This window comes from Dysgonomonas sp. 520 (genome assembly GCF_010501095.1).
Taxonomy (GTDB): Bacteria; Bacteroidota; Bacteroidia; order Bacteroidales; family Dysgonomonadaceae; genus QVMP01.
Window position 1 is genome coordinate 15,908 of the sequence record NZ_QVMP01000012.1, and the last position, 24,403, is coordinate 40,310.

18 protein-coding genes are annotated in these 24,403 nt (G+C 39.1%); 9 read left to right on the top strand and 9 right to left on the bottom strand.

Translation table 11 applies throughout. The features are described 5' to 3' along the window. Positions 1-23: 23 nt before the first annotated feature. A complete protein-coding gene (locus tag D0T56_RS08830; RefSeq protein WP_163319782.1) occupies positions 24-3,365 on the top strand; it encodes a carboxypeptidase-like regulatory domain-containing protein in 3,342 nt (1,113 codons plus the stop codon). Between the two features lie 182 nt (positions 3,366-3,547). On the opposite strand, the gene D0T56_RS08835 is transcribed toward D0T56_RS08830, so the two are convergent. Beyond that, complete coding sequence (locus tag D0T56_RS08835; RefSeq protein WP_163319783.1) at positions 3,548-4,363, bottom strand: helix-turn-helix domain-containing protein; 816 nt, start codon at positions 4,361-4,363, stop codon at positions 3,548-3,550. A 423-nt stretch (positions 4,364-4,786) separates the two neighbouring features. Here D0T56_RS08835 and D0T56_RS08840 point away from each other — a divergent pair, with 423 nt between their 5' ends. Then, on the top strand, positions 4,787-5,704 hold the full coding sequence (locus D0T56_RS08840) for a hypothetical protein (RefSeq protein ID WP_163319784.1): 918 nt from the start codon (positions 4,787-4,789) through the stop codon (positions 5,702-5,704). A 251-nt stretch (positions 5,705-5,955) separates the two neighbouring features. Here the strand turns inward: D0T56_RS08840 and pflA are convergent, their stop codons facing one another. The 4 genes from pflA to ettA all read right to left on the bottom strand — a co-directional run bounded on the left by pflA (position 5,956) and on the right by ettA (position 13,540). Beyond that, the gene (gene pflA, locus D0T56_RS08845) at positions 5,956-6,678 is read right to left on the bottom strand and encodes a pyruvate formate-lyase-activating protein (RefSeq protein ID WP_163319785.1); all 723 of its coding nucleotides are present in this window, start codon (positions 6,676-6,678) and stop codon (positions 5,956-5,958) included. 84 nt (positions 6,679-6,762) lie between these two features. Beyond that, a complete protein-coding gene (gene pflB, locus D0T56_RS08850; RefSeq protein ID WP_163319786.1) occupies positions 6,763-8,994 on the bottom strand; it encodes a formate C-acetyltransferase in 2,232 nt (743 codons plus the stop codon). 221 nt (positions 8,995-9,215) lie between these two features. After that, positions 9,216-11,762 (bottom strand): DUF5686 and carboxypeptidase-like regulatory domain-containing protein, encoded by a 2,547-nt coding sequence (locus D0T56_RS08855; RefSeq protein WP_163319787.1) that lies wholly within the window; start codon positions 11,760-11,762, stop codon positions 9,216-9,218. Positions 11,763-11,854: 92 nt separating this feature from the next. Continuing rightward, entirely contained in the window at positions 11,855-13,540 is a 1,686-nt protein-coding gene (ettA, locus tag D0T56_RS08860; RefSeq protein WP_163319788.1) for an energy-dependent translational throttle protein EttA, read from the bottom strand. Between the two features lie 213 nt (positions 13,541-13,753). Here ettA and D0T56_RS08865 point away from each other — a divergent pair, with 213 nt between their 5' ends. From D0T56_RS08865 to D0T56_RS08895, 7 genes are all read left to right on the top strand, one after another. After that, positions 13,754-14,566 carry a metallophosphoesterase gene (locus tag D0T56_RS08865; protein ID WP_163319789.1) on the top strand — a complete coding sequence of 271 codons (813 nt, stop codon included), beginning with the start codon at positions 13,754-13,756 and terminating at the stop codon, positions 14,564-14,566. Then, positions 14,547-15,194 (top strand): hypothetical protein, encoded by a 648-nt coding sequence (locus D0T56_RS08870; RefSeq protein WP_163319790.1) that lies wholly within the window; start codon positions 14,547-14,549, stop codon positions 15,192-15,194. The genes D0T56_RS08865 and D0T56_RS08870 overlap by 20 nt, the downstream gene beginning before the upstream one ends. 137 nt (positions 15,195-15,331) lie before the next feature. Beyond that, complete coding sequence (locus D0T56_RS08875) at positions 15,332-16,219, top strand: DUF3078 domain-containing protein (RefSeq protein ID WP_163319791.1); 888 nt, start codon at positions 15,332-15,334, stop codon at positions 16,217-16,219. A 143-nt stretch (positions 16,220-16,362) separates the two neighbouring features. Continuing rightward, positions 16,363-17,115: a NigD-like protein gene (locus tag D0T56_RS08880; protein ID WP_163319792.1), complete on the top strand. Its 753-nt coding sequence runs from the start codon at positions 16,363-16,365 to the stop codon at positions 17,113-17,115. A 118-nt stretch (positions 17,116-17,233) separates the two neighbouring features. Continuing rightward, positions 17,234-18,004 (top strand): acetylglutamate kinase, encoded by a 771-nt coding sequence (gene argB, locus D0T56_RS08885; protein WP_163319793.1) that lies wholly within the window; start codon positions 17,234-17,236, stop codon positions 18,002-18,004. Between the two features lie 241 nt (positions 18,005-18,245). Continuing rightward, entirely contained in the window at positions 18,246-19,091 is an 846-nt protein-coding gene (locus D0T56_RS08890; RefSeq protein ID WP_163319794.1) for a prephenate dehydratase, read from the top strand. Between the two features lie 23 nt (positions 19,092-19,114). Further along, on the top strand, positions 19,115-20,275 hold the full coding sequence (locus D0T56_RS08895) for a pyridoxal phosphate-dependent aminotransferase (protein ID WP_163319795.1): 1,161 nt from the start codon (positions 19,115-19,117) through the stop codon (positions 20,273-20,275). Between the two features lie 115 nt (positions 20,276-20,390). Here D0T56_RS08895 and D0T56_RS08900 read toward each other — a convergent pair whose 3' ends face one another. From D0T56_RS08900 to D0T56_RS08915, 4 genes are all read right to left on the bottom strand, one after another. After that, entirely contained in the window at positions 20,391-21,221 is an 831-nt protein-coding gene (locus D0T56_RS08900) for a polysaccharide deacetylase family protein (RefSeq protein ID WP_163319796.1), read from the bottom strand. Between the two features lie 163 nt (positions 21,222-21,384). Continuing rightward, positions 21,385-22,251, bottom strand: a complete 867-nt coding sequence (locus tag D0T56_RS08905; RefSeq protein WP_163319797.1) for a hypothetical protein — start codon at positions 22,249-22,251, stop codon at positions 21,385-21,387. After that, entirely contained in the window at positions 22,248-22,631 is a 384-nt protein-coding gene (locus tag D0T56_RS08910) for a LytTR family transcriptional regulator DNA-binding domain-containing protein (RefSeq protein WP_163319798.1), read from the bottom strand. The genes D0T56_RS08905 and D0T56_RS08910 overlap by 4 nt, the downstream gene beginning before the upstream one ends. 176 nt (positions 22,632-22,807) lie before the next feature. Then, a complete protein-coding gene (locus tag D0T56_RS08915) occupies positions 22,808-24,286 on the bottom strand; it encodes an acetyl-CoA hydrolase/transferase family protein (protein ID WP_163319799.1) in 1,479 nt (492 codons plus the stop codon). Positions 24,287-24,403: the final 117 nt, after the last annotated feature.

Sequence of the window (24,403 nt, forward strand, 5' to 3'; positions counted from 1 at the left end):
GAAACAAACTTAGCAACAAAACTATGAGAAAAGCTACACTACTTTTTATTTCTTTAATGTTATCTCTTCTTGCATTTTCACAAACAACCAGAATAAAGGGGTCGGTCAAAGACAAATATGGAGATGAGTTGATTGGGGTTTCTGTGACCCTGAAAGGTACTACGACGGGTACATGTACGGATATCGACGGAAATTTTACTCTCGACGTCCCGTCAACTTTTACGGGTCGCACGGTGGTATTCTCATACATAGGCTATAAATCGAAAGAACTTCCAATTCAGCCTAAAATGGACATCGTTCTGGATGAAGAAGAAATGACGCTAGACGAAGTGGTGGTTGTGGGATATGGCGTGCAGCAGAAGCGAAGTGTTATGGGCTCGGTATCTTCCATATCAGTTCAGGAGATGAGAAAAAAAGGTAAAGACAAAGCCACAACATGGAAACGATCGGGCATCACGGACAACTCTATCAGGTTGCAAGTGGGTGATGATGACTTTATTCCGCTCGAATCTGTTCAGATGGCCGTTCAGGTAGATGGTTTTCGGGTGAGGGTATTGATGGATTGCTTTTTCTTCAACGATAAGAAAGACAATTTGGAGGGTGTATTCAAATTGAAACTGCCAACAGGAGCAACTCCTTTTTGTTTTGCTTTTGGCGAAACAGAATATAATGAAGAAACAGATGCTAACAACAACATTATGTCTAAAAAGGTGCAATTCACCAAATACGATTTCGACGATTTTGAGCTATCATTCAGAGATGTCGAAGATTCGAGTCGCGATTGGGAGCGGGTGAAAGCCGCACGCATTGTCTCGAAACAAAAAGCCGCAAAAGCATACGAAGACATTTTGTCTGCCAATATCGACCCTGCTTTGATGGAATGGGGCGGGGCAGATATGTTCAGTTGCAGGGTTTTCCCGATGGCTAATAATACCTTGCATCAAATTGTGATTGGATATGATGTGGATATGACCGAGGCTCTGGATTTCAGGGAGCACATATTGTCGATTCCTAAGGCCGAGAAAGATGTTCGTCTGGATATGCATGTGTATAACTCGCCAAGTATGCCTGTCGATGTCTCTCCAAATTTGAAGGAAACAACGCACAATGCGGATGGCGACCTGATAGAAAATGACGGTACACGCAAATATTATTCGGTGACAAATCCTCAAGAGAAGGAGATAACCATCAGTTACAATACTACGGCTCCTGTCGTGCTGATACAAGACAGTTCTGTTGATTCGGGTGATAATAATGATTATTTTGCTTCGGCTTACAGGGTTGAATTACCCGAAGAAGTTCAGGACAACTTGCCTAAAGACGCGGTTTTTCTGTTAGATGTTTCGTTAAGTTCCAATCCTGATAAATTTAATGTCTGGCTGAAGCTGATTGAGGAAATCCTTGAAAAAAACAGGGATATAATCAAGCGTTTTGCGGTTCTTAGCTTCAATATCGAAAATCGTTGGTATTCTAAATTCTATGAAAGTAACAATTACTACAATGTGCAGAAGTTTCTGGAGTATGCCAATACGCTGTCATTGGAAGGTGCAACGGATATTTATACTGCTCTGAAAGAAGGTGCTAGTCCGTCGTGGTTGAAGAAGAACGCCTCGAAACATATATTCTTGATGAGTGACGCCGACTGCAACTGGGGTGAAACAAATAAACACACATTCAAATATCTTGTGAACAAAGGAGATAGGATACATACCTATAAAACAGGACTTTCGGGCACAAATATGGGCGTGCTCGATTTTCTCAGCCGGGAAACGGGAGGCTATTCCTTCACTGTAACAGGTGAAGAAGAAGCTGAGTTGACGGCTAAGTCGTTCCGCTACAAGCCTTGGAAGGTTGAAGATATTAAGGTTGAAGGTGTTAAAGATTTTCTTATATCGGGCAATCCCACACAGTTGTATAACGGTCAGAAGTTGCTATTCACCGGACGGGGAGAGCCTACGGGGAAAATTCTCATAAAAGTGAACAATGGCACTCAACGCAAGGAGATTGCATTTGATGCTGCCGAAAAAATAGAATCACCTTTGGCTTCTCGTGTGTATGGGCAAATAGCCATGTCGTATCTTGATAACTATGGATATAAGGCAGAAGATGCGGCGATCAACTATTCTACATATTATCAGATTCCGGGGCAGTACACATCTTTCCTTATGTTAGACAGAAGCTTTGAGTACGAAGATTATGGAGCAATAGATATGGATGATGCCGAAAATTTTGTTGATGATAATGAAATACATACAATCATAGCCAAATTGGAGGAACAAGAAGCTGCATTATCGCTGGGCAACAGCAAAGCCGATTTCCTTGCATGGATGAAAGGTTTAAGTAATGAGAATTCTGTAATAGATTTCAGGCCAAAGGATGAGTTTACAGAATATGTGAACGGATTGCCGGAAGAGATATTTAAAGTTTGGCTGAAACCTCTGCAATATTATGTTTACCTGTCAGACCAGCAGGATTCGGATGAAAAAGAAATACTTAACAGTGACGATATTCGTTTCGACAGGATGTATAAATTGTCCAAAAATCGCAAAAAGACTTATGGCAAAGCCGATGCCCTGAAACTACTTAGTTCTGTGGTGGAAAAGAATGCTTCCGACGTTCAGGCGGTGAGAGATATAGCTATGGTTGTGACCGATTGGGGGATGGGAGATCAGGCATATTATATGATGAGGCGTATAATAGAATGGCGGCAAGGCGAGGCGATATCTTATCTGACTGCGGCGGATGCTTTGGCCAATACGATAAACAATATAGATATGGCTCTGATATATTATTATATCTGTTTAAATTCGGATTGGGACAGCGATTATGGTAGTTTTGAGGAAGTGGCTGCCCTTAGGTGCTACAAATATATGAATAAACTGTTGGCTAATAAGAATGTGACAATTTCGCCTCATACCCGTAAATTTCTGAATAAATTTAAGGCTGAGGTTGAAAAAATATTGGATGACGAAGACCTTTTGTTTGAAGAGGCAGATTTGGTTATAATGGTTAATTGGAATATCGACAACACAGATATTGACCTGCATGTGCTTGAACCAACAGGCGAAGAGTGCTATTATGCTCACAGCAAAACTGAGATCGGCGGACGTTTGAGCATTGATGTGACAGATGGTTACGGTCCCGAAATGTATATTCTGAAAAAGGCTCCGGAAGGAGATTATAAAGTGATGCTCAAATATTATAGTGGAAACAGAACCAAAACAGCATCGAAAGCAAAGGCTTACATTGATGTTTATCAGGATTGGGGACGTAAGAATGAGAAAGTTACACGTAAAACCGTTCTGCTTGAAAATGTTTGGGATAAAGAAACTGTGATGCAGTTCAGGATGAAGGACAAGAGATAAAATTTTGCAATCTTCATTATTCCTTTTCCAATAAATTTGTATATCTTTGTACTTTCGTTATGAATAATGATAAAAGCTCTGTCACTTTATGAGTGACAGAGCTTTCTTTTTTTAAGAGGATTTGCTCAGTGCAAATTTATGGCAAAATATGTGTTGTCTACTTCCTGTAATAAGCCTTAAAATTATATATTTTGCTTCTTGTGTCTTTTGTACCTGATTTGTCGAGGCGAATCACCCAATACTTTGTGACAAAATTCATTGAAATGAGACAGAGTTGCGAATTTATTATCGGTTGATATCTGTTTCAGGCTTTTGTCCGTATGGTATATTTCGTGGTAAACCGTATTCGCTCTGCGTTTCCTGAGCCACGAATAGGCTGAAACACCGAATACTTTTCTGAATTTTTTGTTGAATCCGGAATAGCTATAATGCATTTGATCAGCTAGTTCTATTACATTTCTGATGTCTTGAGACAATTTTCTTACTTGTTCTGTAAAGTATAGGTCGTTGGTTAAGTATGTACTAAAAAGTTCGTTCAATTCTTTCTTTGTATACGATGCTTTGAGTATGCAAATCAACTCTTTAGCTTTAATGTCAGCCAGAAAATTGTAATCTATATTCTTATTTTTGTAAATAAGGAGAGAATGAATATATCCGTTCATTACATTATTAAAAGGGAGATAGTTAACTATCTGCTGTTCAGCGTTTTTGAATTCCGTCATCCTGAAATTATCATAGAGGTAATTTTCATCGTTGATGTCAATTAAGATGAAAGAAGAACTCTCCAGGGTGTTAATCATACATCTATATCCGGCAGGCAGGAAGAATAATTTGTTGGCTGAAACATAGTTTTTCTGAACATCCGAAAAAGAGATATTTAGTCTTCCCGAAATGATTAATATTATCCTGCAATTATCTTGTTTGGTACTCCAGTTACTACCTTTTTCCAGGTCAACGAACAGAATGTTCGAACTCATGTCTTTATTTTCAAGTTTCATATTTTGTTGTTGTTTAAGTATTTGAATTTGTGCATGTTTAACTAATATTTAACGAAAAATTCCGGTCTGAATACCAGCTTGGTCTAGTTTAATCCTTTGTTTTCAATCATTTACTTTGATTATGTTTTCCATTTTGTTGATGATGAAGACCACATGTTTAACAAAATGTTTGTCAACTGCTTTAGGTGTGTATGTAATAGGTTTATTTTCAAATATATAATATGCTAAAAAGTACCCCTCCGTCACTCATAAAGTGACGGAAAATTGAGCTGTTGTAAATTGTTGATAAATAAGAGTATAGAGAAAAGTGTTAAAATTTATATCTTGAAAAAATGATTTATAAAAGCATAAGGATTAGTGTTTGGGTTGACTTAAATAACTTTAATTAATATTAAAAATTGACTTACAAAACAAAGAAAAAAAATGATGATGTATAAACAAGTGAAATTTCTTAAGGCCATTGTAGTTTTCTTGACTTTACAGGCCATGCAATGTTCTGTGTCGGCGCAGGTAACCATTGGATCTGACATAAGTTCGCCCAATGCAGCAATAGTTAACATTCAAACTCAGGTTGACTCCAATCCTGCTCAGGGCGGAATTACTTCGCAAAAAGGAGGGTTGTTATTATCACGAGTGAGATTGGTGAATGTGGAAAGTCTGGAACCGTTTATATCAGGAGGAGGAACAAATGTACAAAAAGCAGCTCATAAAGGGATGAATGTTTATCATATTGGAGGCAACGGCATTGATGCTGGACAATATGTGTGGGATGGAGTGAGGTGGTTGCATCTTTTAACCGATATACCCGCAGCCCCGATATCTACTGTTCATACACTCGATTTGATGATGGATGTTATGTCGGTTCATGCAAGATATGATGCAACAGAAAATGGAATTCTTCTGCCTTTTGGAGACTTTAATGTCAAACGGAACAGGTACGAAATAGCAGTGGAAGAAGATGGTTCGTATGCTTTTTCTTTTCGTCTTTATGGAGCTATGTTAGTTCCGGTGAATCTTGTTTCGTATCCGTTGTCTTATGGCGTATTCTATATAAATGTGATGAGGTATAATCCTACTAAAAATATAGATGAAGTGGTGGATGTTGCTGAAATCAACATATCAATGAATCCGGCAAACGGGTTGTTGCATTATGGTTCAAGTACTTATTCTGTGACAATGGGATGTACGGCAAGTAGGGGAGATGTAATAACTTTCAGATGGTGTCATCTATTAGATCCAAGTTATAATCCGGCCTATACAGAACCCATCTCCTTTAAGTTGCAATCTCTTCCGGGGCAGATTAATGCGGCACGCACATCATTGATATATTGGAAATTGTAAATGACTGTTCGCTGAGGCGTAAAATCTTACCCGTGGTGCATCTAGATAATGAAAGATAACAGACTGAAATATAATACATATTTATATTGCCATTGAGTCGCCTTTGCTCCTCGAACGTTGTTTCTGAATAAAACGAAGGATCTGGATTGTAAACACATAGATTTTACACTTCGTTCAAAATGACAAAACCGATATGAATCTTATAATAAATGAGTTTATATCAAAGTCCTAAATGCACCACGGGTTATTTTTTATTTAGAAACAGGAAGATTATATTCTTCAAATATCTGCTCTGCTTTTTTTACGATTTCGGGTGAAGGCGATTTTACATCCTGTAATTTGTAATTTAATCCCATTTGCTGCCATTTATGTATTCCCATCTGATGAAAAGGAAGAATGTCTACCCTCTCTATATTTGTATATTGAGAAACATGTTTTGCCCAGTTATGTAGGTCTGTTTCGTCATCAGTGAAGTTGGGTACGAGAACATAACGCAGCCAGACAGGTTTCTTTATTTCGGAAAGAAAGCTAAGAAACTTAAGGGTCGGTTCAAGGGGGACTGCTGTCAGGTCTTTATATTTTGACGGGTCGATGTGTTTCACATCAAGAAGAACGAGATCGGTGTAGTTGAGAAGCTCTTTTATCTTGTCGTTCAGCAAGAAGCCGGATGTATCTATTGCCGTGTGGATATTATCAGCCTTACACAATCTGAATAATTCCAATACGAAATCAGCTTGAAGCATGGGTTCACCTCCCGATACGGTAACTCCACCACGGACAAAGGATTTTACTTTCTCTATTTCGTCAAACGCCTCTTGCGCAGTCAAAGTATATTGAGCATCATCCTTTTTCCATGTATCAGGATTGTGACAGTAAAGGCATCGCAACGGGCAACCCTGCATGAAAATAACAAAGCGTATGCCCGGACCGTCCTTTGTTCCGAAAGATTCGAAAGAATGTATATAACCTTTCATTTCTGATACTCTGTTACAAACAAGCAGAAAAGAAATGAAAGTTCTTTTCTGCTTGAATATTAATCATTTACTCGGCTACTTTTCTTAGAAAGTTGTCGTGATTGTCCTGTTGATAACATCCAATTGCTGTTCCTTGGTCAATTTTACGAAGTTTACGGCATATCCCGATACACGGATTGTGAGTTGAGGATATTTCTCCGGATGTTCCATTGCATCTACAAGCAAATCTCTGTTGAATACGTTCACATTCAAGTGGTGACCTGTATTGTGGAAGTATCCGTCGAGCAGTCCCGACAAGTTGGTTGCTTTTTCGTCCATGCTTTTACCCAATGTGTCGGGAGTTATAGCAAACGTGTACGAAATACCGTCATTGGCATGTTCGAACGGAAGTTTAGCAACAGATGAAAGAGACGCGACAGCTCCCTTGGTATCTCTACCGTGCATTGGGTTAGCTCCCGGAGCAAAAGGCGTTCCGCCACGACGTCCGTCGGGGGTATTACCTGTTTTCTTTCCATAAACCACATTCGATGTAATTGTCAATACCGATTGTGTTGGGATTGCATCTTTATACATCTTGCGTTTACGTATCTTGTTCATGAATTTTTCTACAATCTCCACTGCAATTTGGTCTGTGCGGCTGTCATTATTTCCGAAAGGTACGTATTCACCCTCCAATTCATAATCTACCGCATCGCCATCTTCATCCCTGATTATGCGTACTTTACCATATTTAATGGCTGCGAAAGAGTCGGCAATGATAGACAAACCGGATATTCCGAATGCTTGTGTACGAACAATATCCACATCATGCAAAGCCATTTCCAAGGCTTCGTACGAATATTTATCGTGCATATAGTGAATGATATTCAATGCTTTTACATAAGTTTCTGAAAGCCAGTCGAGTGTTCTGTCAAATTTAGCCCAAACCTCGTCAAAATCAAGATACTCACCCGACACTTTTTCTACCCAGTGCTTTGGCAATACCTGAGCTTTTGTTTTTTCATCCTTACCACCATTGATGGTGTAAAGCAATGCTTTAGGCAGGTTTGCTCTGGCTCCGAAAAATTGCATCTGATGACCGATACGCATAGGCGAAACACAACAAGCGATTCCGTAGTCGTCGCCCAATTGCGGACGCATAATGTCGTCATTTTCAAACTGCAAAGAAGATGTATCAATAGATACTTTTGCACAATATTTTTTCCAGTTTTCGGGTAAGCGTTCACTCCAAAGAACAGTAAGGTTTGGTTCCGGAGCAGGCTCAATATTGTAAAGCGTGTGCAACATACGGAAGCTGTTCTTCGTAACCAAAGATTTTCCTTTGTTGGTCATACCGCCCAAAGATTCGGTAACCCATACAGGATCGCCCGAAAACAATTCGTTATACTCGTTGGTACGAAGGAAACGCACGATGCGCAATTTCATAACAAAGTGGTCGATAAATTCCTGCGCATCTTGCTCCGTAATCAAGCCGGCTTGCAAATCACGTTCAATGTAAATGTCAAGGAAAGTTGTTACACGTCCAAGACTCATTGCTGCACCGTTCTGATCTTTGATTGCACCCAAATATCCGAAATACGTCCACTGAATAGCTTCTTGCGCAGTTTTTGCAGGATGTGAAATATCGAAACCATAAGCCGCAGCCATACGTTTCAATGCTTTCAATGCCAGAATCTGAGAATTTAATTCTTCACGAAGACGGATCAGCTCGTCAGTCATAACGATAGGGTCGCATTCTTTGAAGCGTTTTTCCCTTTCGGCAATCAGGCGGTCTATTCCATAAAGGGCAACACGGCGATAGTCGCCGATTATGCGTCCACGTCCGTAAGCGTCGGGAAGCCCGGTAAGTAAACCGTTGCTTCTGGCACGGCGGATACTGTCTGTGTATGCGGAAAAAACTCCTTCGTTATGAGTTCTTCTGTATTTAGTGAATATTTCGGCAGTTGTTTCGTCCAGTTTGTAGCCATATTCTTCCAAACTTTGCTGAACCATTCTTAGTCCTCCGTTAGGAAAAATAGCGCGTTTCAATGGTTTGTCGGTTTGTACACCAACAATTTTCTCTAAATTTTTATCAATATATCCTGCACCATAAGCGTCTATCTGAGAGGGAATACGGGTTTCGGCATCGTAAATACCTTTTTTCTTTTCCTCTACAAACATTTCGCTAAGTTTGTTCCATAATTGAGTAGTGGCTTCTGTCGGACCTTGTAGAAAGCTTTCATCGCCTGTGTATTCTGTGTAGTTTTCCAGAATAAAGTTGTTTACGTCAATGTTTTCTTTCCACTTGGTTCCTTTAAAATCTTTGTATGATTCCATTTTTTTATCAGTATAAGTAATTGATAGAATTTGATGATATATCTCTAAAATTATAACCTTGCTGAGGTGTTTTTTACCTACCAAAGCAATATAAAAGGTCTGTGACCTTACAACAATCTGGTTTACTAAAAAACTCGTTGCAAAAGTACATAAGTTTAATGAGTGTTGCAATTACTATTTATAGTGATTTACAAAAAAAATGCCGGAATCTCACTGTTTTTTCAGAAGGACATCTCGAAGCCTAAACGGATTGCCGATTTGTCTATGTTGGGATGATTGAGGTAGTTCAGTCTCCAAACGTAATCCAACCTGAAAAAGCCGAGAATATTTTCCAGACCTACACTAGCCTCCATATACGGGTCTTTTTTCATTTTAAAAGAATTGTTGGGAAAGACTAACATTTTGTTGTTGTGTTCGGGATTATTTCTGTCGGATAATGAACCCCAAATTCCTCTTAATCCAAAAACTTCCCGAAGTTTTAGCATATTGAGCAACGGTATTCTGTTCAATAACCAACCATCCATATTGTAGGTAACGTTCCATGTTATCTGCTGATCGTTCAAAAACTCAAGGGTATTTACCAAACTGAATGAATGTTTTTGTATAGTAAATGATTTATTGGCACTGGCTGTCAAAAGAATGGGAAAGGGTGCATCTCCCCATATTTTTTCACCTATTACGTTTATTTGCAGCTTTCCGTAAGGCGACATCCAGAAATCTTTTGTTATGGATGCCATCAGTTTGTGATAATTATAGTCGCTGCCGAATACGTTTTTCAATCCGGCGGTATACGAAAGGCTGTATACGACGCCTTCGTGCGGAATCTTCCTTCTGGCACGTCTCTGTTGGAAGAATTTTTCGTTGGGTGCATAACGAAGACTGAGCCCTACTTCGGTAGAGATAAGATTTGGTTTGAAAAACATATTGCCATTGTCGTCGATAAGACGGAATGTTAAGTTTCCGGCAGGCTTTTCTTTCTGAGTACGAGCAAAAATGTCGAACGAGAAGTTCTTATATGTTTCGTGTTTAAATTCAACCTGAGTTGTACGTGAATATGTTGCGTTTTCTTTCAACTGGTTCTTTCCGGACATGAAAATATCGTCACGTTCCGATTGCAAGAATCTCAAACCTAAAGGGTTTGCATCGTATTTGTGACCTACCACCAGATTTGTCATCGGAAACTCATCCTTGTTTTTTTCCCTGTTCCCGAATGCCCATGTTGCTTCTCCGTAGTATTTGAATTTTTTGTCTTTTGTTCCGTAGGCGCCATATCCGTACAAGAATAGATGCTTGTGAAAATTGGGCGTGGTGTTTCCTGTCAGCCTGAATCGGGCACCCTCCAATCCGTTGAAACTGAATAGGCTGAGGGTCTTACCTACTTCAAATTTATTCTTTTCTTCATCGCTTGACAATGGAACCGAACTGCTTGATATAATTTTTACGGCCCCAAGGAAAAGCTTGAAATATTTGTTCGACATAAGTTCGTCCATCATCAAATCTACCTTATAGTCAGTGTTTAAGGACTGAGGCCTGTTCTCTTCCCAATATTCCCTACTTTGTTTATTGTATCCCGATACGTAAAGAACGGGAGCCGGATTTACGAAGACAACATCAACCGGTTGGTTGAAGACAAAATTATTGTAGTTTTTCACCTTTTCCACATATAATTTTATGGCATTTGCCATTGTCAAATCTACCGACATGGTAAGTGTTTTTGGTATCCACAAATTTGGCGACAGTTCTTCAAAATCTTGTTCCACCACCATGGCGTCCACAAAGTTTACGTTCGATTTGTTGGGAACATCCATCGTAACTCTTTTTACGGCATAGGAAGAGTCGTTCGATACATAAATGTTGCCGGTGAAACCGATATCGCGGGTGTTGAACGGAAGAAATCCCAGATTGATGTATCTTTCCTGTTCTATTGTCACGGTATCAATGATATACCATTTATAAAAATCGACAGCCTGACTTGAACTCAAAGGACCGACGAAGTCTCTGAGAAGCAGGTTTATTTTGTTGTCCGTAATGTTTATGTCTTTAAACATTTCCTTAGTAACCGCATCAATCGCCTCCACGTTCATGGCCTCGTCTATTCCGTTCAGTTCGTGGGCAGTAACGATTCTTTTCGTAGATTCAGGCTTTTTTCTGTAATAGAATGTGGATAGGGTTTCCCTCGTAGAAAATGGTAAAATAGTTTTGTTGTCTATACGCGACTGCATAGTATATTTAGCCAACTTTTCCTTTACCTTGGCAGTGTCTACTTTGTTGAATGCAAAGATCAGCCTGTCATATTCATCAGTCTGATAGTAGTCCTGATTGCGAATGTTGTTCCTCTCTTTGTTCTCAATTACTTTTTTAATGAGCTCTACGGCCGGATTGTTTTTCTTCGAATATTTTTCCTTTCCCGGTCTTATAACTACTTCATCCAGTTGATACTCCGATGGTTGTAACAAAACTTCCAGAGTTGTGGTTTTCCCAATAGGGACAGTTTTCGTCCATGTTTTGTAACCCATGAGTGAAACCACCACCTGATTCTTTTTGCTATTGTTACTTATTTTGAATTTACCTTTTTCGTCCGATATATTTCCAACCGCCGAGTCGTCGAACCTGACAATTGCAAATTCAATAATATTGCCTGTTATTGAATCTTTAACAACTCCCTGAACAGTTGTTGTTTGAGAAAAAGAATATGATTGAATAACAAGCAATAAACTGATGGCTGCAATCAGCTTCTTTATATATGATTTATTTGACTTTACAGACATTGGGTTTTATTTACGAACAAAAATGTTTACTTGCCAAAGCCTAAGATATTTAGTTATCCTAGGCTTTCAAGATGTTATTTTTGAAGTTCTGTTTAGTTAGTAAGTTTGCGATAACGTACACGTTTAGGCTCTACATTGCCCATTCGTGCTTTCTTATTTTCTTCATATTCGCTGTATGATCCTTCGAAATAAAAGACCTCCGAATTTCCTTCGAATGCCAATATGTGCGTACATATCCTGTCGAGGAACCAGCGGTCGTGAGATATAACAACGGCACAGCCTGCAAAGTTCTCCAAACCTTCTTCCAATGCACGTAATGTGTTCACATCTATGTCGTTGGTAGGTTCGTCCAGAAGCAAAACATTGGCTTCGGCTTTCAGTGTTAAGGCCAGATGCAGACGGTTACGCTCACCACCGGAAAGCACTCCGCAAAGCTTTTCCTGATCGGCTCCCGTAAAATTGAAGCGTGAAAGATATGCCCGGGCATTGATCTCTTTACCTCCAACCCGTACAAACTCAGTGCCTTCCGATACTACCTGATACACCGATTTGTTCGGATCCATAGACTCGTGTGCTTGGTCTACATAAGCAGTTTTTACGGTTTCTCCCACTTCAAATGTGCCTTTGTCTGGGGTTTCCATTCCTTGAATGAGGCGGAACAGTGTTGTTTTACCTGCCCCGTTAGGTCCGATAATGCCAACTATGCCGTTAGGCGGTAGCGAGAAGTTGAGATTGTCGAACAGCAACTTATCACCAAAGGCTTTTGCCACATCATGCGCTTCTATAACTTTGTTTCCGAGGCGTGGACCATTCGGAATAAATATTTCCAGTTTTTCTTCTCTTTCCTTTTGGTCGGCGTTCAACAGTTTCTCGTATTCGTTCAAACGAGCCTTACCTTTTGCCTGACGTGCTTTCGGAGCCATTCGCACCCAATCCAATTCCCGTTCAAGTGTTTTGCGGCGTTTGCTTGCTTGCTTTTCTTCCTGTTCCATACGCTTGGTTTTTTGTTCCAGCCAAGAAGTATAGTTTCCTTTCCAGGGAATGCCTTCGCCACGATCCAACTCAAGAATCCAACCCGCTACGTGGTCAAGGAAATAGCGGTCGTGGGTGATACAGATAACCGTTCCGGCATATTGTTGCAAATGTTGTTCGAGCCAGTCAATTGATTCGGCATCCAAGTGGTTGGTAGGCTCATCCAGCAACAAAACGTCGGGTTGTTGCAATAGCAGGCGGCAAAGAGCCACACGGCGTTTTTCACCTCCCGACAGGTGTTCTGTCAACTCGTCTTCGGGCGGACAACGCAGGGCATCCATAGCACGTTCCAGCTTATTGTCCAGATTCCATGCGTCGGTAGCGTCAATTTTATCTTGAAGTTCGGCTTGCCTTGCAAAAAGGGCATCCATTTTGTCGGCATCCTCGTAATATTCGGGAAGTCCGAATTTTTCGTTTATTTCTTCATATTCGGTAAGTAGATCAATGATTGGCTGTACACCTTCCTGAACCACTTCCTTCACAGTTTTGGTAGGGTCGAGCTTAGGATCTTGTTCCAGATAACCAACGCTATACCCCTTGTCGGAAACAATTTCGCCCTGATATTCCTTATCAATACCGGCAATGATTTTCAATAAAGAAGACTTACCCGATCCGTTAAGACCGATAATGCCAATTTTAGCTCCGTAGAAGAAAGATAGATAAATGTTTTTCAGTACTTGTTTTTGTGGGGGATATATTTTATTTACCCCAATCATCGAGAAAATGATCTTTTTATCGTCCGACATATTCTATATTTTGTTTGTTATTTCGTTTTTGTTAAGTTTTATGAACTGCAAAGATAGTGAAATATGTATAACTGTGGAAAATCAAAAAAATCAAAAAGGAATGCGAAGATATTTAATATTCGATAAAGAATGAAAGAATATGGCTGTCAACCATATTTTTCTTTCACTATTTAAACAATAAAGTTCTATTTTTGCCAAAATAATAAAAATGATATGAGAAAGCGTATAACTTTATTCTTTGTTACATGCTCTACTATTTTTCTTTCGGGATGCGACGCCTTTGAGTATCATCCTTACGATGGTAAAATTAGTGGAGAACGGAATGTTAATGCAAAAAATATTGCACGTATAGAAGAAGCATGTAAGGGAAAGGAAACTATTCGGTTTGCCTTTTTTGGCGATACTCAGCGATGGTACGACGAAACGGAAGATTTTGTTAAGGCACTGAATAAAAGAGATGATATTGACTTTGCTATTCATGGTGGCGATATATCTGATTTTGGTTTGACTAACGAATTCATCTGGATGCGTGATATTATGAACAAATTGAAAGTTCCGTATGTGGCTCTGTTGGGCAATCACGATTGTCTGGCAAATGGAGAAACTATTTACCGGAAAATATTTGGAGCGGAAAATTTCTCCTTTCTGGCAGGAAATGTGAAGTTTGTTTGTCTCAACACAAATGCGCTTGAGTATGATTATTCACGGCCTGTTCCCGATTTCAAATTTATAGAAGAGCAAATAAATGAAGAACTGGAAGGACACGAAAAAACGGTTGTGGCTATGCACGTCCGTCCATATTCTATGGAATTTAACGACAATGTTGCCCGTGTATTCCAACATTATATAAATTTTTTCAAAGGGTTGCAATTCTGCCTGAATGCACACGATCATCATATAAAGATAGACGATTTGTTTGGCGATGGCATAATATATTATGGAACGGCCAATATAGCCAAGAGAAAATATCTTCTTTTTACGATTAAACCTAACGACGAATATGAGTATGAAGTGGTGGAATTCTAAAATCAGGGTATTCTTGCTTACGGTGGTTTTGTGCCTATCGTTTGTTACTCAGGCAAATGCACAGAGTGAGTATGAAAGGCGAATGTATAACTATCAGACCCGGTGGAGCAAATTGATCCCTAAATATACAAAGGTGCAGTTTGCCGGAGGAATGGGCTTTCTTTCGTTGGGCGGAGGATGGAACTACGGGAAAAATAAGCAATGGGAAACTGATGTTTTGTTTGGTTTTATCCCCAGATATAGCGACGAAAAAGTTCGGGCAACATTTACCCTGAAACAAAACTTTATTCCTTGGAATGTGAAACTCGGAAAAGATTTTTCGATGGACCCTTTGTCTTGCTCTTTGTATGCCAATTCGGTTCTGGATGGCGACTATTGGGCATCCGCTCCGGATAAATATCCTAACGGTTATTATTCCTTTTCCACTAAAATACGTTTCAATATGGCTTTGGGACAAAGGTTTACATATCACTTTCCTGTTGATAAAAGACGTACCCGAAAGTCTGTGACATTTTTTTATGAAATAGGAACAAACGAGTTATATCTGATCAGTGCATTTTGTAATAGCTATCTGAAGCCAAACGATTATTTACACCTATCTCTTGGGTTGAAAGTTCAAATTTTATAATTTTGTATAACGCAAACTTTCACTATTTATGTTATTGTAAATATGTGTTTTGTTTTATTTGTCTGATAATGAGTAATTATCGGACAAAAAATGTTGTGCTGAATAAAATAATGAACAAAATTAAATAATTGTAAAATATGAACAAATTAGCATTACTTATTCCATTTTTGTTATCAACTGTTTTTGTCTTTTCTCAAGAAGTAGAGCCAACAGATATAAAACCTGTAAGTCCTTGGAAATTAAAAGGTAGTACGGGCGTTAATTTATCTCAAACGTCGTTAACCAACTGGTCGGCAGGTGGTGAAAATTCTTATGCCGGCAATGCCTATCTAAATGGGAGTTTAGAGTATAAAAAAGATAAATGGCTGTGGACAAATGCTTTGATACTTGAATATGGACTTACACATCTGGAGTCGCAAGGAGTTCAGAAAACAGCCGATAAAATAGATTTTACTACTCAATTGGGATATAAAATTAACGATAAATGGTATTATTCGGCTATGGCTGATTTCAAGTCGCAGTTTTATTATGGGTATAACTATCCGAATAAAGACAATTATATCTCAAAATTTATGGCGCCCGGTTATTCCAATATATCGTTAGGGATTGAGTATAAGCCAAATGATAACTATTCGGCATATTTTTCGCCAATCGCAGGCAAGTTGACTTTCGTAACGGATGACTCATTGTCTAATGTGGGTGCTTTTGGTGTTGATCCCGGAGACAAATTCAAGGCAGAGTTGGGTGCTTATCTTAAAGGTAAAGCTCAGAAAGATATAATGGAGAACGTTAAACTGATAACAGACGTAAGTTTCTTTACTGCATACGATAAGTCTTTTGGCAATGTAGATGTGGAGTGGAACGTACTTATCAACATGAAGATCAATAAATATTTGAATGCAAATTTGAATACGACTCTAAAATATGACGATGATGTGAAATATGTTGATAAACACAACGTATCGCACGGAGCCAGAGTTCAGTTTAAAGAAATATTGGGAATCGGTTTTGCATATAATTTTTAGTTATTATCCTGAAAATTAGTGTTTTGTGAATTTTTTCAATTGTAAAAAAAACTTAAATTTGAAAAATGTACGCAACGTTTCACGAAACAAAGCATCTTTAATAGTGTAAAGAGTCTTAAAAGAAAAAAGGGAGGTTTGTGGTGATGAAAAAAACTAAGAGTAGTTTTATTTTAGGAGTCATGTTATTTATGACTATCCTAATGTTCAGTTCTTGTGACGATGACGACTATTCGCTCGATGATTTTTATATTGACTTGGCAACAGTAAGTCCGATAGGTGATTCAAAATCGTTTTATCTGATTCTTGATGATAAAACAACGTTGATTCCTGTGGCTCCGTTGAATATAAATTATACACCGAAAGCAAATCAGCGTGTTTACATAGATTACACTCTTTTGTCTGATTCGTATGAGGATTATGATCATGCAATTAAGATAAATTACATATCAAATATTCTGACAAAGGATGTATCAATAATTAATACAGACACACAAAGCGATTCTTTAGGGTACGATCCTATTCAAGTCAAATCGGTATGGTTTGGTGATGATTACCTGAACTTTAGGTTTGCGTTTAGATATAATCATAAAACTCATTTTGTCAACCTTGTTGAAAATAAATTGAGGGAATATGACGACGACGGAAAGATACACTTAGAACTGAGACACAACGCATATGAAGACGAACAATATAAAGATGGCATAGGATTGGGGGCATTTGATATACGCCCTTACATAGCCAGATACCCGGAAGCGGAATCAATTGGTTTTGTTATCCATGTGCAAGAAGAAAAAGGTGAAGAAAAAATTTATGAAAGAAATTATACGAAAACTAATGTAGATACTTCTGACACGAAGTCATTTTGGGACACTACTACCAGTTTAGATTTAGAATGATTAGTGTTTAGAATTACATTTTGATTATTACTTTTTGATTTTCCTATGAAGAAAAGAGGTCTTTGTGAAAAGATCTCTTTTCGCTTTTTTGTACTTTTGCATCCAGATTAGAAAAAATATGAAAAAACTGACATTAATAAAAGTTGGCGGAAAAATTGTTGAAGAGGCCGATTCGTTGAAACAACTGCTTCTTGATTTTTCGCACATCGAGGGTTATAAAGTGCTTGTGCATGGCGGGGGCAGGTCGGCAACCAAACTTGCCGAGCAATTAGGTATTGAAAGTAAGATGGTAGATGGCCGACGCATTACGGACGAAGAAACACTGAAAGTTGTGACAATGGTTTATGGCGGATTGGTCAATAAAAACATAGTGGCCAAACTTCAGGCGTTGGGTATCAATGCTCTGGGGCTTACCGGGGCGGATTTGAATATTCTGCGTTCCGAAAAACGACCTGTGAAAGAAATTGACTACGGCTTTGTGGGAGATGTGAAAGAAGTGGATGCTTCGGTGCTGAGCTCCCTGATTGAGCAGGGAATAGTGCCTGTTGTAGCTCCCCTTACTCACGACGGAAAAGGGAACATGCTGAACACGAACGCCGACACTATGGCTGCGGAAACGGCTCAGGGATTGGCAAAACACTTTGATGTGAGCCTGGTATATTGTTTCGAGAAAAAAGGGGTTCTTGCTGATGAAAATGATGATGATAGCGTTATTCCTGTTATCACGAAAACAGATTTTGAACATCTGTTGAGTGAGAAAATAGTGCAGGGAGGTATGATTCCAAAACTGGAAAATGCCTTCAAATCGTTAGAGTTCGGAGTGAAGGAAGTGATAATAACCAAAGCGTCGGAATTAGGAAAAAATACGGGAACAAAAATAAATTTGTGATTGAAATATAAAATTCCTGTCAAAAAGTTTGTGATTATCAAAAAATAACTACATTTGCACAATCGAAAATAAAATAGTGACAACTATGAATCAATTTTTCTTTGCATACTTTTTTAGCTTTTACTTTAGCCAAAGTAGAACAGGGTTTTGTATGTAAAGAATTGAGAGTGTGAAAAGTTAAAATCAATAATATATGAAATCCTGTCGAAGATCGACGGGATTTTTTTTTGAATCAACAATTATGAAAAGGAAAGTAGCTATTCAAGGAGTTTTAGGAGCCTATCACGGTATTGCCGCAGAAAATTTTTTCAAGGAAGAGTTAGAATTGGTTGAGTGTAATACATTTCGCGATATTTTTAAGGCAATAAAAAAAGACCCTACCATTATCGGAATTATGGCTATTGAAAATACAATTGCGGGAAGCCTGCTCCAAAACTACGAGTTGCAAAAAGAATATAAATTGCCCATTGCCGGAGAGTTTAAGCAGCGGATATCTCATTGTTTTGCCGCCTTACCCGGTCAAAGTGTTCATGATATAAAAGAGGTGATGTCGCACCCGATAGCTTTGATGCAGTGTGGCAACTTTCTGGATTCGTTGCCGAACATAAAAATAGTGGAACATGAAGATACGGCTTTGGCGGCGAAAGATATAGCTGAGAAAAAAATGCAAGGCGTGGCAGCCATCTGCAGTAGCAAGGCTGCTGAGATATATGGACTGGAAATTCTGGCAAGTGGAATCGAAACCAATAAGCATAATTTTACACGTTTTCTTATCGTTTCGGCCCGGTGGATGGTAGAGGAAATCATAAATGGAGATGTTGTGAATAAAGCCTCTTTGGTGTTCACACTTCCCCACACAGAAGGAAGTTTGTCGAAGGTTTTGTCCGTATTTTCTTTTTATGGAATAAACCTTACTAAAATTCAGTCTTTACCAATAATCGGACGCGAATGGGAGTATCAGTTTTATGTGGATGTGAAGTACGCTGATTTTGAACGTTACAGGCAGTCAGTAGATGCTATTCGCCCGTTGATCAGTGAATTGCATATTCTGGGTGAATATCCCGAAGGTGAACAAAGTATTATTTAAGAAAAAGATAATAAAAAATAGATATGAAAAAGATTATACCTGCCGACAGGTTGAATTCTGTGGAGGAATATTATTTCTCTAAAAAATTGAAAGAGGTGGCGGAAATGAATGCTGCCGGAAAAAATGTGATAAGTCTTGGTGTGGGAAGTCCCGATCTGCCGCCATCAAGAAATACGATAGACGAACTGAGCCGATGGGCAAATACGTCCGATGCGCATGGCTATCAGCCTTATGTGGGCATCCCCGAACTGCGTAAAGCATTTGCCGACTGGTACAAAAAATGGTACGATGTGGAGCTGAATCCCGTTACGGAAATTCAGCCGTTAATCGGATCGAAAGAGGGTATCTTGCATATCTCCATGGCGTTTCTGAATCCGGGGGATGGGGTGCTTGTGCCGAATCCGGGCTATCCGACATATTCATCTGTCAGTAATTTGGTTCAGGCAAAAATTCATACTTATGATTTGGACGAAAACAATGGCTGGCAACCCGATTTTGAAGCGTTGGAAAAGATGGATTTATCCGGTGTTAAATTGATGTGGGTTAATTATCCGAATATGCCGACGGGTGCAAATGCTACCACTCAACTGTTCGAAAAACTGGTTGCTTTTGGGAAGAAACATGGTATTGTAATTGTAAATGATAATCCATATAGTTTTATTTTGAACGATTCTCGTTTGAGTATCTTGCAAATTAGGGGAGCCAAAGATATTTGTATAGAACTGAATTCGATGAGTAAATCTCACAATATGCCCGGTTGGCGTATGGCGATGTTGGCATCGAATGCGCAGTTTGTGCAATGGGTTCTCAAGGTGAAAAGCAATATTGACAGTGGACAATTCAAGCCGATGCAGATGGCTGCTGTTGCTGCATTGAACACTCCTAAAGAGTGGCATGATGAGATGAACGAGATTTACGCATCACGCCGTCAGTATGCCGAGGCGATTATGGATACATTAGGTTGCTCTTTCGACAAGAATCAGGTGGGAATGTTCCTTTGGGGAAAAATTCCTGATAGTTATGCAGACAGTGGAGAATTGGCTGACAAGGTGCTTTATAATGCCAATGTTTTTATAACTCCGGGATTCATATTCGGTGATAAAGGTAAACGTTATGTACGTATCTCGCTGTGTTGCAACGAGAATATGTTGAAACAGGCTTTGGAGAGAGTAAAGCAGTTGTAATTGTATTGGAGGGTTTTATAAGTTTTTTGTCATTCTGAACGAAGTGAAGAATCTGTTTGCCTTGATTTTTAATATTTAAAAAAGATTTTTCGTTTCACTCAGAATGACAAGTTTGTTAATTAGGTATCTCTTCCGGATATGAACTGAGATGCTCAAAGGTGTAGCCATTTTCTTTAAGTTTGATAATCAGTTCGGCCAGATTATTCTTGGCATCTACCTTTGCAAACATCTGATCGTGCATCAACAATACCACATGATTGGCAGTAAATGTTCGGGAAGATTCGTATAGTTTATTAATCTCGGCAATCAGCTCGTCTATACCTTGTTTCGGGGTGTAATCTTTTGCATCGTAATTCCATTCCACATCCCAGCCAAATATTTGATACCCATCGTTAGATATTAGTTCGGCCGATGTAGAGCCGGTCTGGTTGCAATTTTTCTTTCTTTCTCCTAATTGCCACAAATTGCGTCCGGGTAGTCGGGCTATTTTGTGAGATATGCCGAAATCAGATTGATTTTTGTTGAAATCTTCCAGTACTTGTTTCGGATTTTTATAATAATCAGAGTATCTGTTGTTTGCATGAGAATAGCTGTGGTTGTAAATTTCGATATGTGAGTTCTTTTGTAGTATTTCATGATATCTGCGGAATTTTCCACTACAATCTATCGGATTGCCAACCAGAAAAATATTCGTTTTTATTTCCTCTGCCGTCACCACACTGTCTATGTATACACTACCATTGAGCGGAGCATCGTCTATTGTTAAATAGATGCACTTCTTTGCTTGATTATCAGTGTTTTGTTTCTCTTTGGTAATGTGAGTGGCTACCGTATCGGGAATGATATTATCTTCGGGATCAGGAATCACATTTTCAACGTTATCGGTGCAATGTGCAAATACGACTGTTACTGCCGCTACGAATAGCAGAATGTTTATTTTTCTCATAACTAGAGTTTATGTTTGTTTATTATTGATGCGAAGCAGATGCCGTTTCGCCTGACGGGTGCAAATGTCACATTTTAAAAGAACCCTTACGGACATACAATCCCCTGTCCGATGCGATTGTTATACTCGGGTTTAATAAAATTGAATATTTGACTGATTTATTTTATTGTGTTCGCCAGACTATGTAAGATATATTCTGGGGTATTTCGGTTAATTCTTTTCCGAATTCATTTCGGGTTTGCTCTTTATCCCGATACCATCCGTATGCGTCGCCTCCTACCAGATAGATGGCATCCGATACGCCTATATCTATCAACGCCTGCGTAAAATCGTGGAAAGATTCGGTATTCTGACTTTCTATCATGATTATCTGTTCGTTGCGCATGGCAAGAGCTCGCCGGATAGATTTATTTTTAGGTCTGTTTTCTATCAGTTCCCCATTCAGAACAAGTGGGTATTGTCTGAAAAAGAACCCTTTGTTTTCTATCGCTTGCTGCAATAGCGGAGTGTCTTCTCCTACACCTATTGAGATGGTATTGTTGATGATGGCGCAAAATCCTTTTTTGGCAACACCTTTCGTTATTTGATTTCCGGAAAGAACAAAGTCTCCCACAATTTCTTGATTGTCTTTGCGTATATCTGCCGCCATGGCTGCAAAGATGATAGTCGAATCCGATCTGTCGGGCATTCCTACGGTTAGAGACATCATGGCATTGTGTGTGACGAAAATGTTCAATGGAACATCGTTGATGGTGTCTGTTGTTGCGCTTGTATAACTTTGGTTTTCACTGCTTTCCGTGTTGCTGGTTGTGATAGTTACGCTTTGTTGTTCCGATATTTCCGGTTCGAAATAATATTCAGGAGCCTGCTCCTTATCAGAAAGAAGGATAATTATCCCGGCAATGGCTACAATCAGGCAAATGCAAAAAATGATGATCCATTTGAGTTTTGTTGTGGACTTTTTCTTGTTCTCCTCAATATCGGAGCCAAGAATATACACTTCATTATCTTTGTTGTTTTTTGAGCTCATATACCAATCCTCCTACTCTTTATACTGTCCTCCAAAACTGTTTTCAGAGCTTTCAAGGCATCTTTCGATGCCGAAAGCGTAAATTTGTTGGAAAAACTACTGTCGGAAAGCACAATCTGCTGTTTCGACACATTTACGTAATAAATATACCTACCGTTGATGATAAGGCTTTTTCCCAAGCGGATGAATGTCTGTGCATCTGTACCTAACTGTTGCTCAATAATTTTTTCGAACGAAGCCAGATTGAACGAAAACAGATGTTCGTCCTTATTTTCAAGGGTCATGGTAGAATAGTTGCCATCCGACAAGATGAATACAATCCGTTCGGGTGAAACCCTGACCACTTCGTTGCTATTTGTTAATACCAGATACTTCGACATATTTAAGTAATAGATAATATTTGATAATATATTCTCTAATTACAACTTCCTTAGGTTGCTTGTTTTCTATTACAAATATATGTCTTTCTGCCAGATAATTATTACCCTTTTCTTTCTGTTTTATGAAATGCTGCGCTGGCTGTACGAAATTGTGTTGTCAGGTGATGAAATGTTTTTTACATCTGTGCATCTCTCATATTCCCTGTTTCCATAAAAGCCTTGTGAAAGGCAAAGGCATTGTACAGATTCACCGGAGTTTGACCTTTTTCTCCACTTTGCAGATATTTTCTCAGGAGCGGTCGATAATCAGGATGGGCACAATTTTTGATGATACATTCAGCCCTGTCTTTTGGCGATTTTCCTCTAAGGTCGGCTACTCCATATTCAGAGATTATAACTTTCACCGAATGTTCACTATGGTCGAGGTGCGAAACCATAGGGACAAAGGCACTGATTTTTCCCGATTTAGCCGTAGAAGGTGTCAAGAAAATAGACAAATAAGAACTGCGGGCAAAATCGCCGGACCCGCCAATTCCGTTCATTATTTTGCTTCCCATAACATGTGTGGAATTGATATTACCGAAAATATCGGTTTCAATAGCCGTATTCATAGCTATAATTCCTAAGCGGCGGGCAACTTCGGGATTGTTGGATATTTCCGCCGTGCGGAATATAATCCTTTCTTTGAAGAAGTTGAGGTTTTTATAAATTCTTTCTATAACCGGGTTACTGACTGTTAAAGTTCCACCGCTGGCAAATTTTATCCGTCCTTTCTCCATCAAATCTATTATTGCGTCTTGTATCACCTCGGTATAAACCTCCATATCAGGTATTTCCTTGCTGTCTCCCAACTCCTTTAAGACCGCATTAGCGATGTTTCCCACACCCGATTGTATGGGAAGGAATGTTTCGGGCATTCGTCCTGCTTTCATTTCCTCGACGAAAAATTTGACAACATTTTTGCCTATTAGTGAAGTTATTTCATCTACGGGAGAAAATCCGTTACCCTCATTTGGCATATTTGTATTTACTACGACTATTTTTTCAGGGTCTATTTTTATGTGGTCTTTCCCAATCCGGTCACGAACGGAATAGATACCAATTGCTTCCCGATGAGGAGGGTCTGGCAGTTCAACTAAATCGTGCATGCCTCTCAGTTCTTTTGGATGCCAGCTATTTAATTCCACGATTACAATTTTGGCGAGTCGGGCAATGGTCGGACTGATACCCACACCGCATGTTGGAACAATTTCACCATCTTCCGTAACATCCGATGCTTCAATAATGGCCACATCTACAGGCCCGTAAAAGCCATAACGCAGGTCTTGCGCCAGAGTGGATAGGTGAAGATCGAAATATTTAACTTCATCCGAGTTGATGGCATTTCTCAAATCTTTATTGGTCTGATAGGGTGTGCGGAATTTTATAGCGTGCGCTCTGGCCAATGCTCCATCAATGCTATCGCCTGTGGATGCACCCGTGAACATTCCTATCTTGAAAGAATTTCCTTTAGCATGTTCTTCTTCAGCCCTTTTTGCCAATGCTACGGGTACAACTTTTGGGCATCCGGCATGTGTGAATCCGCTAAAACCAACATTATCATTATCTTTTATTAAAGAAGCAGCTTCTTCAGCTGTCATTATTTTTAAAGCCATTTTGTTTCAATTTTATTTTATTGTAAATAATAATACAAAAATAAGCTATAAAGCATTTGTCTATAATGACATAAATACGTCCAATCCTGCCAAAAAATAGTATATTTGTATGATAAG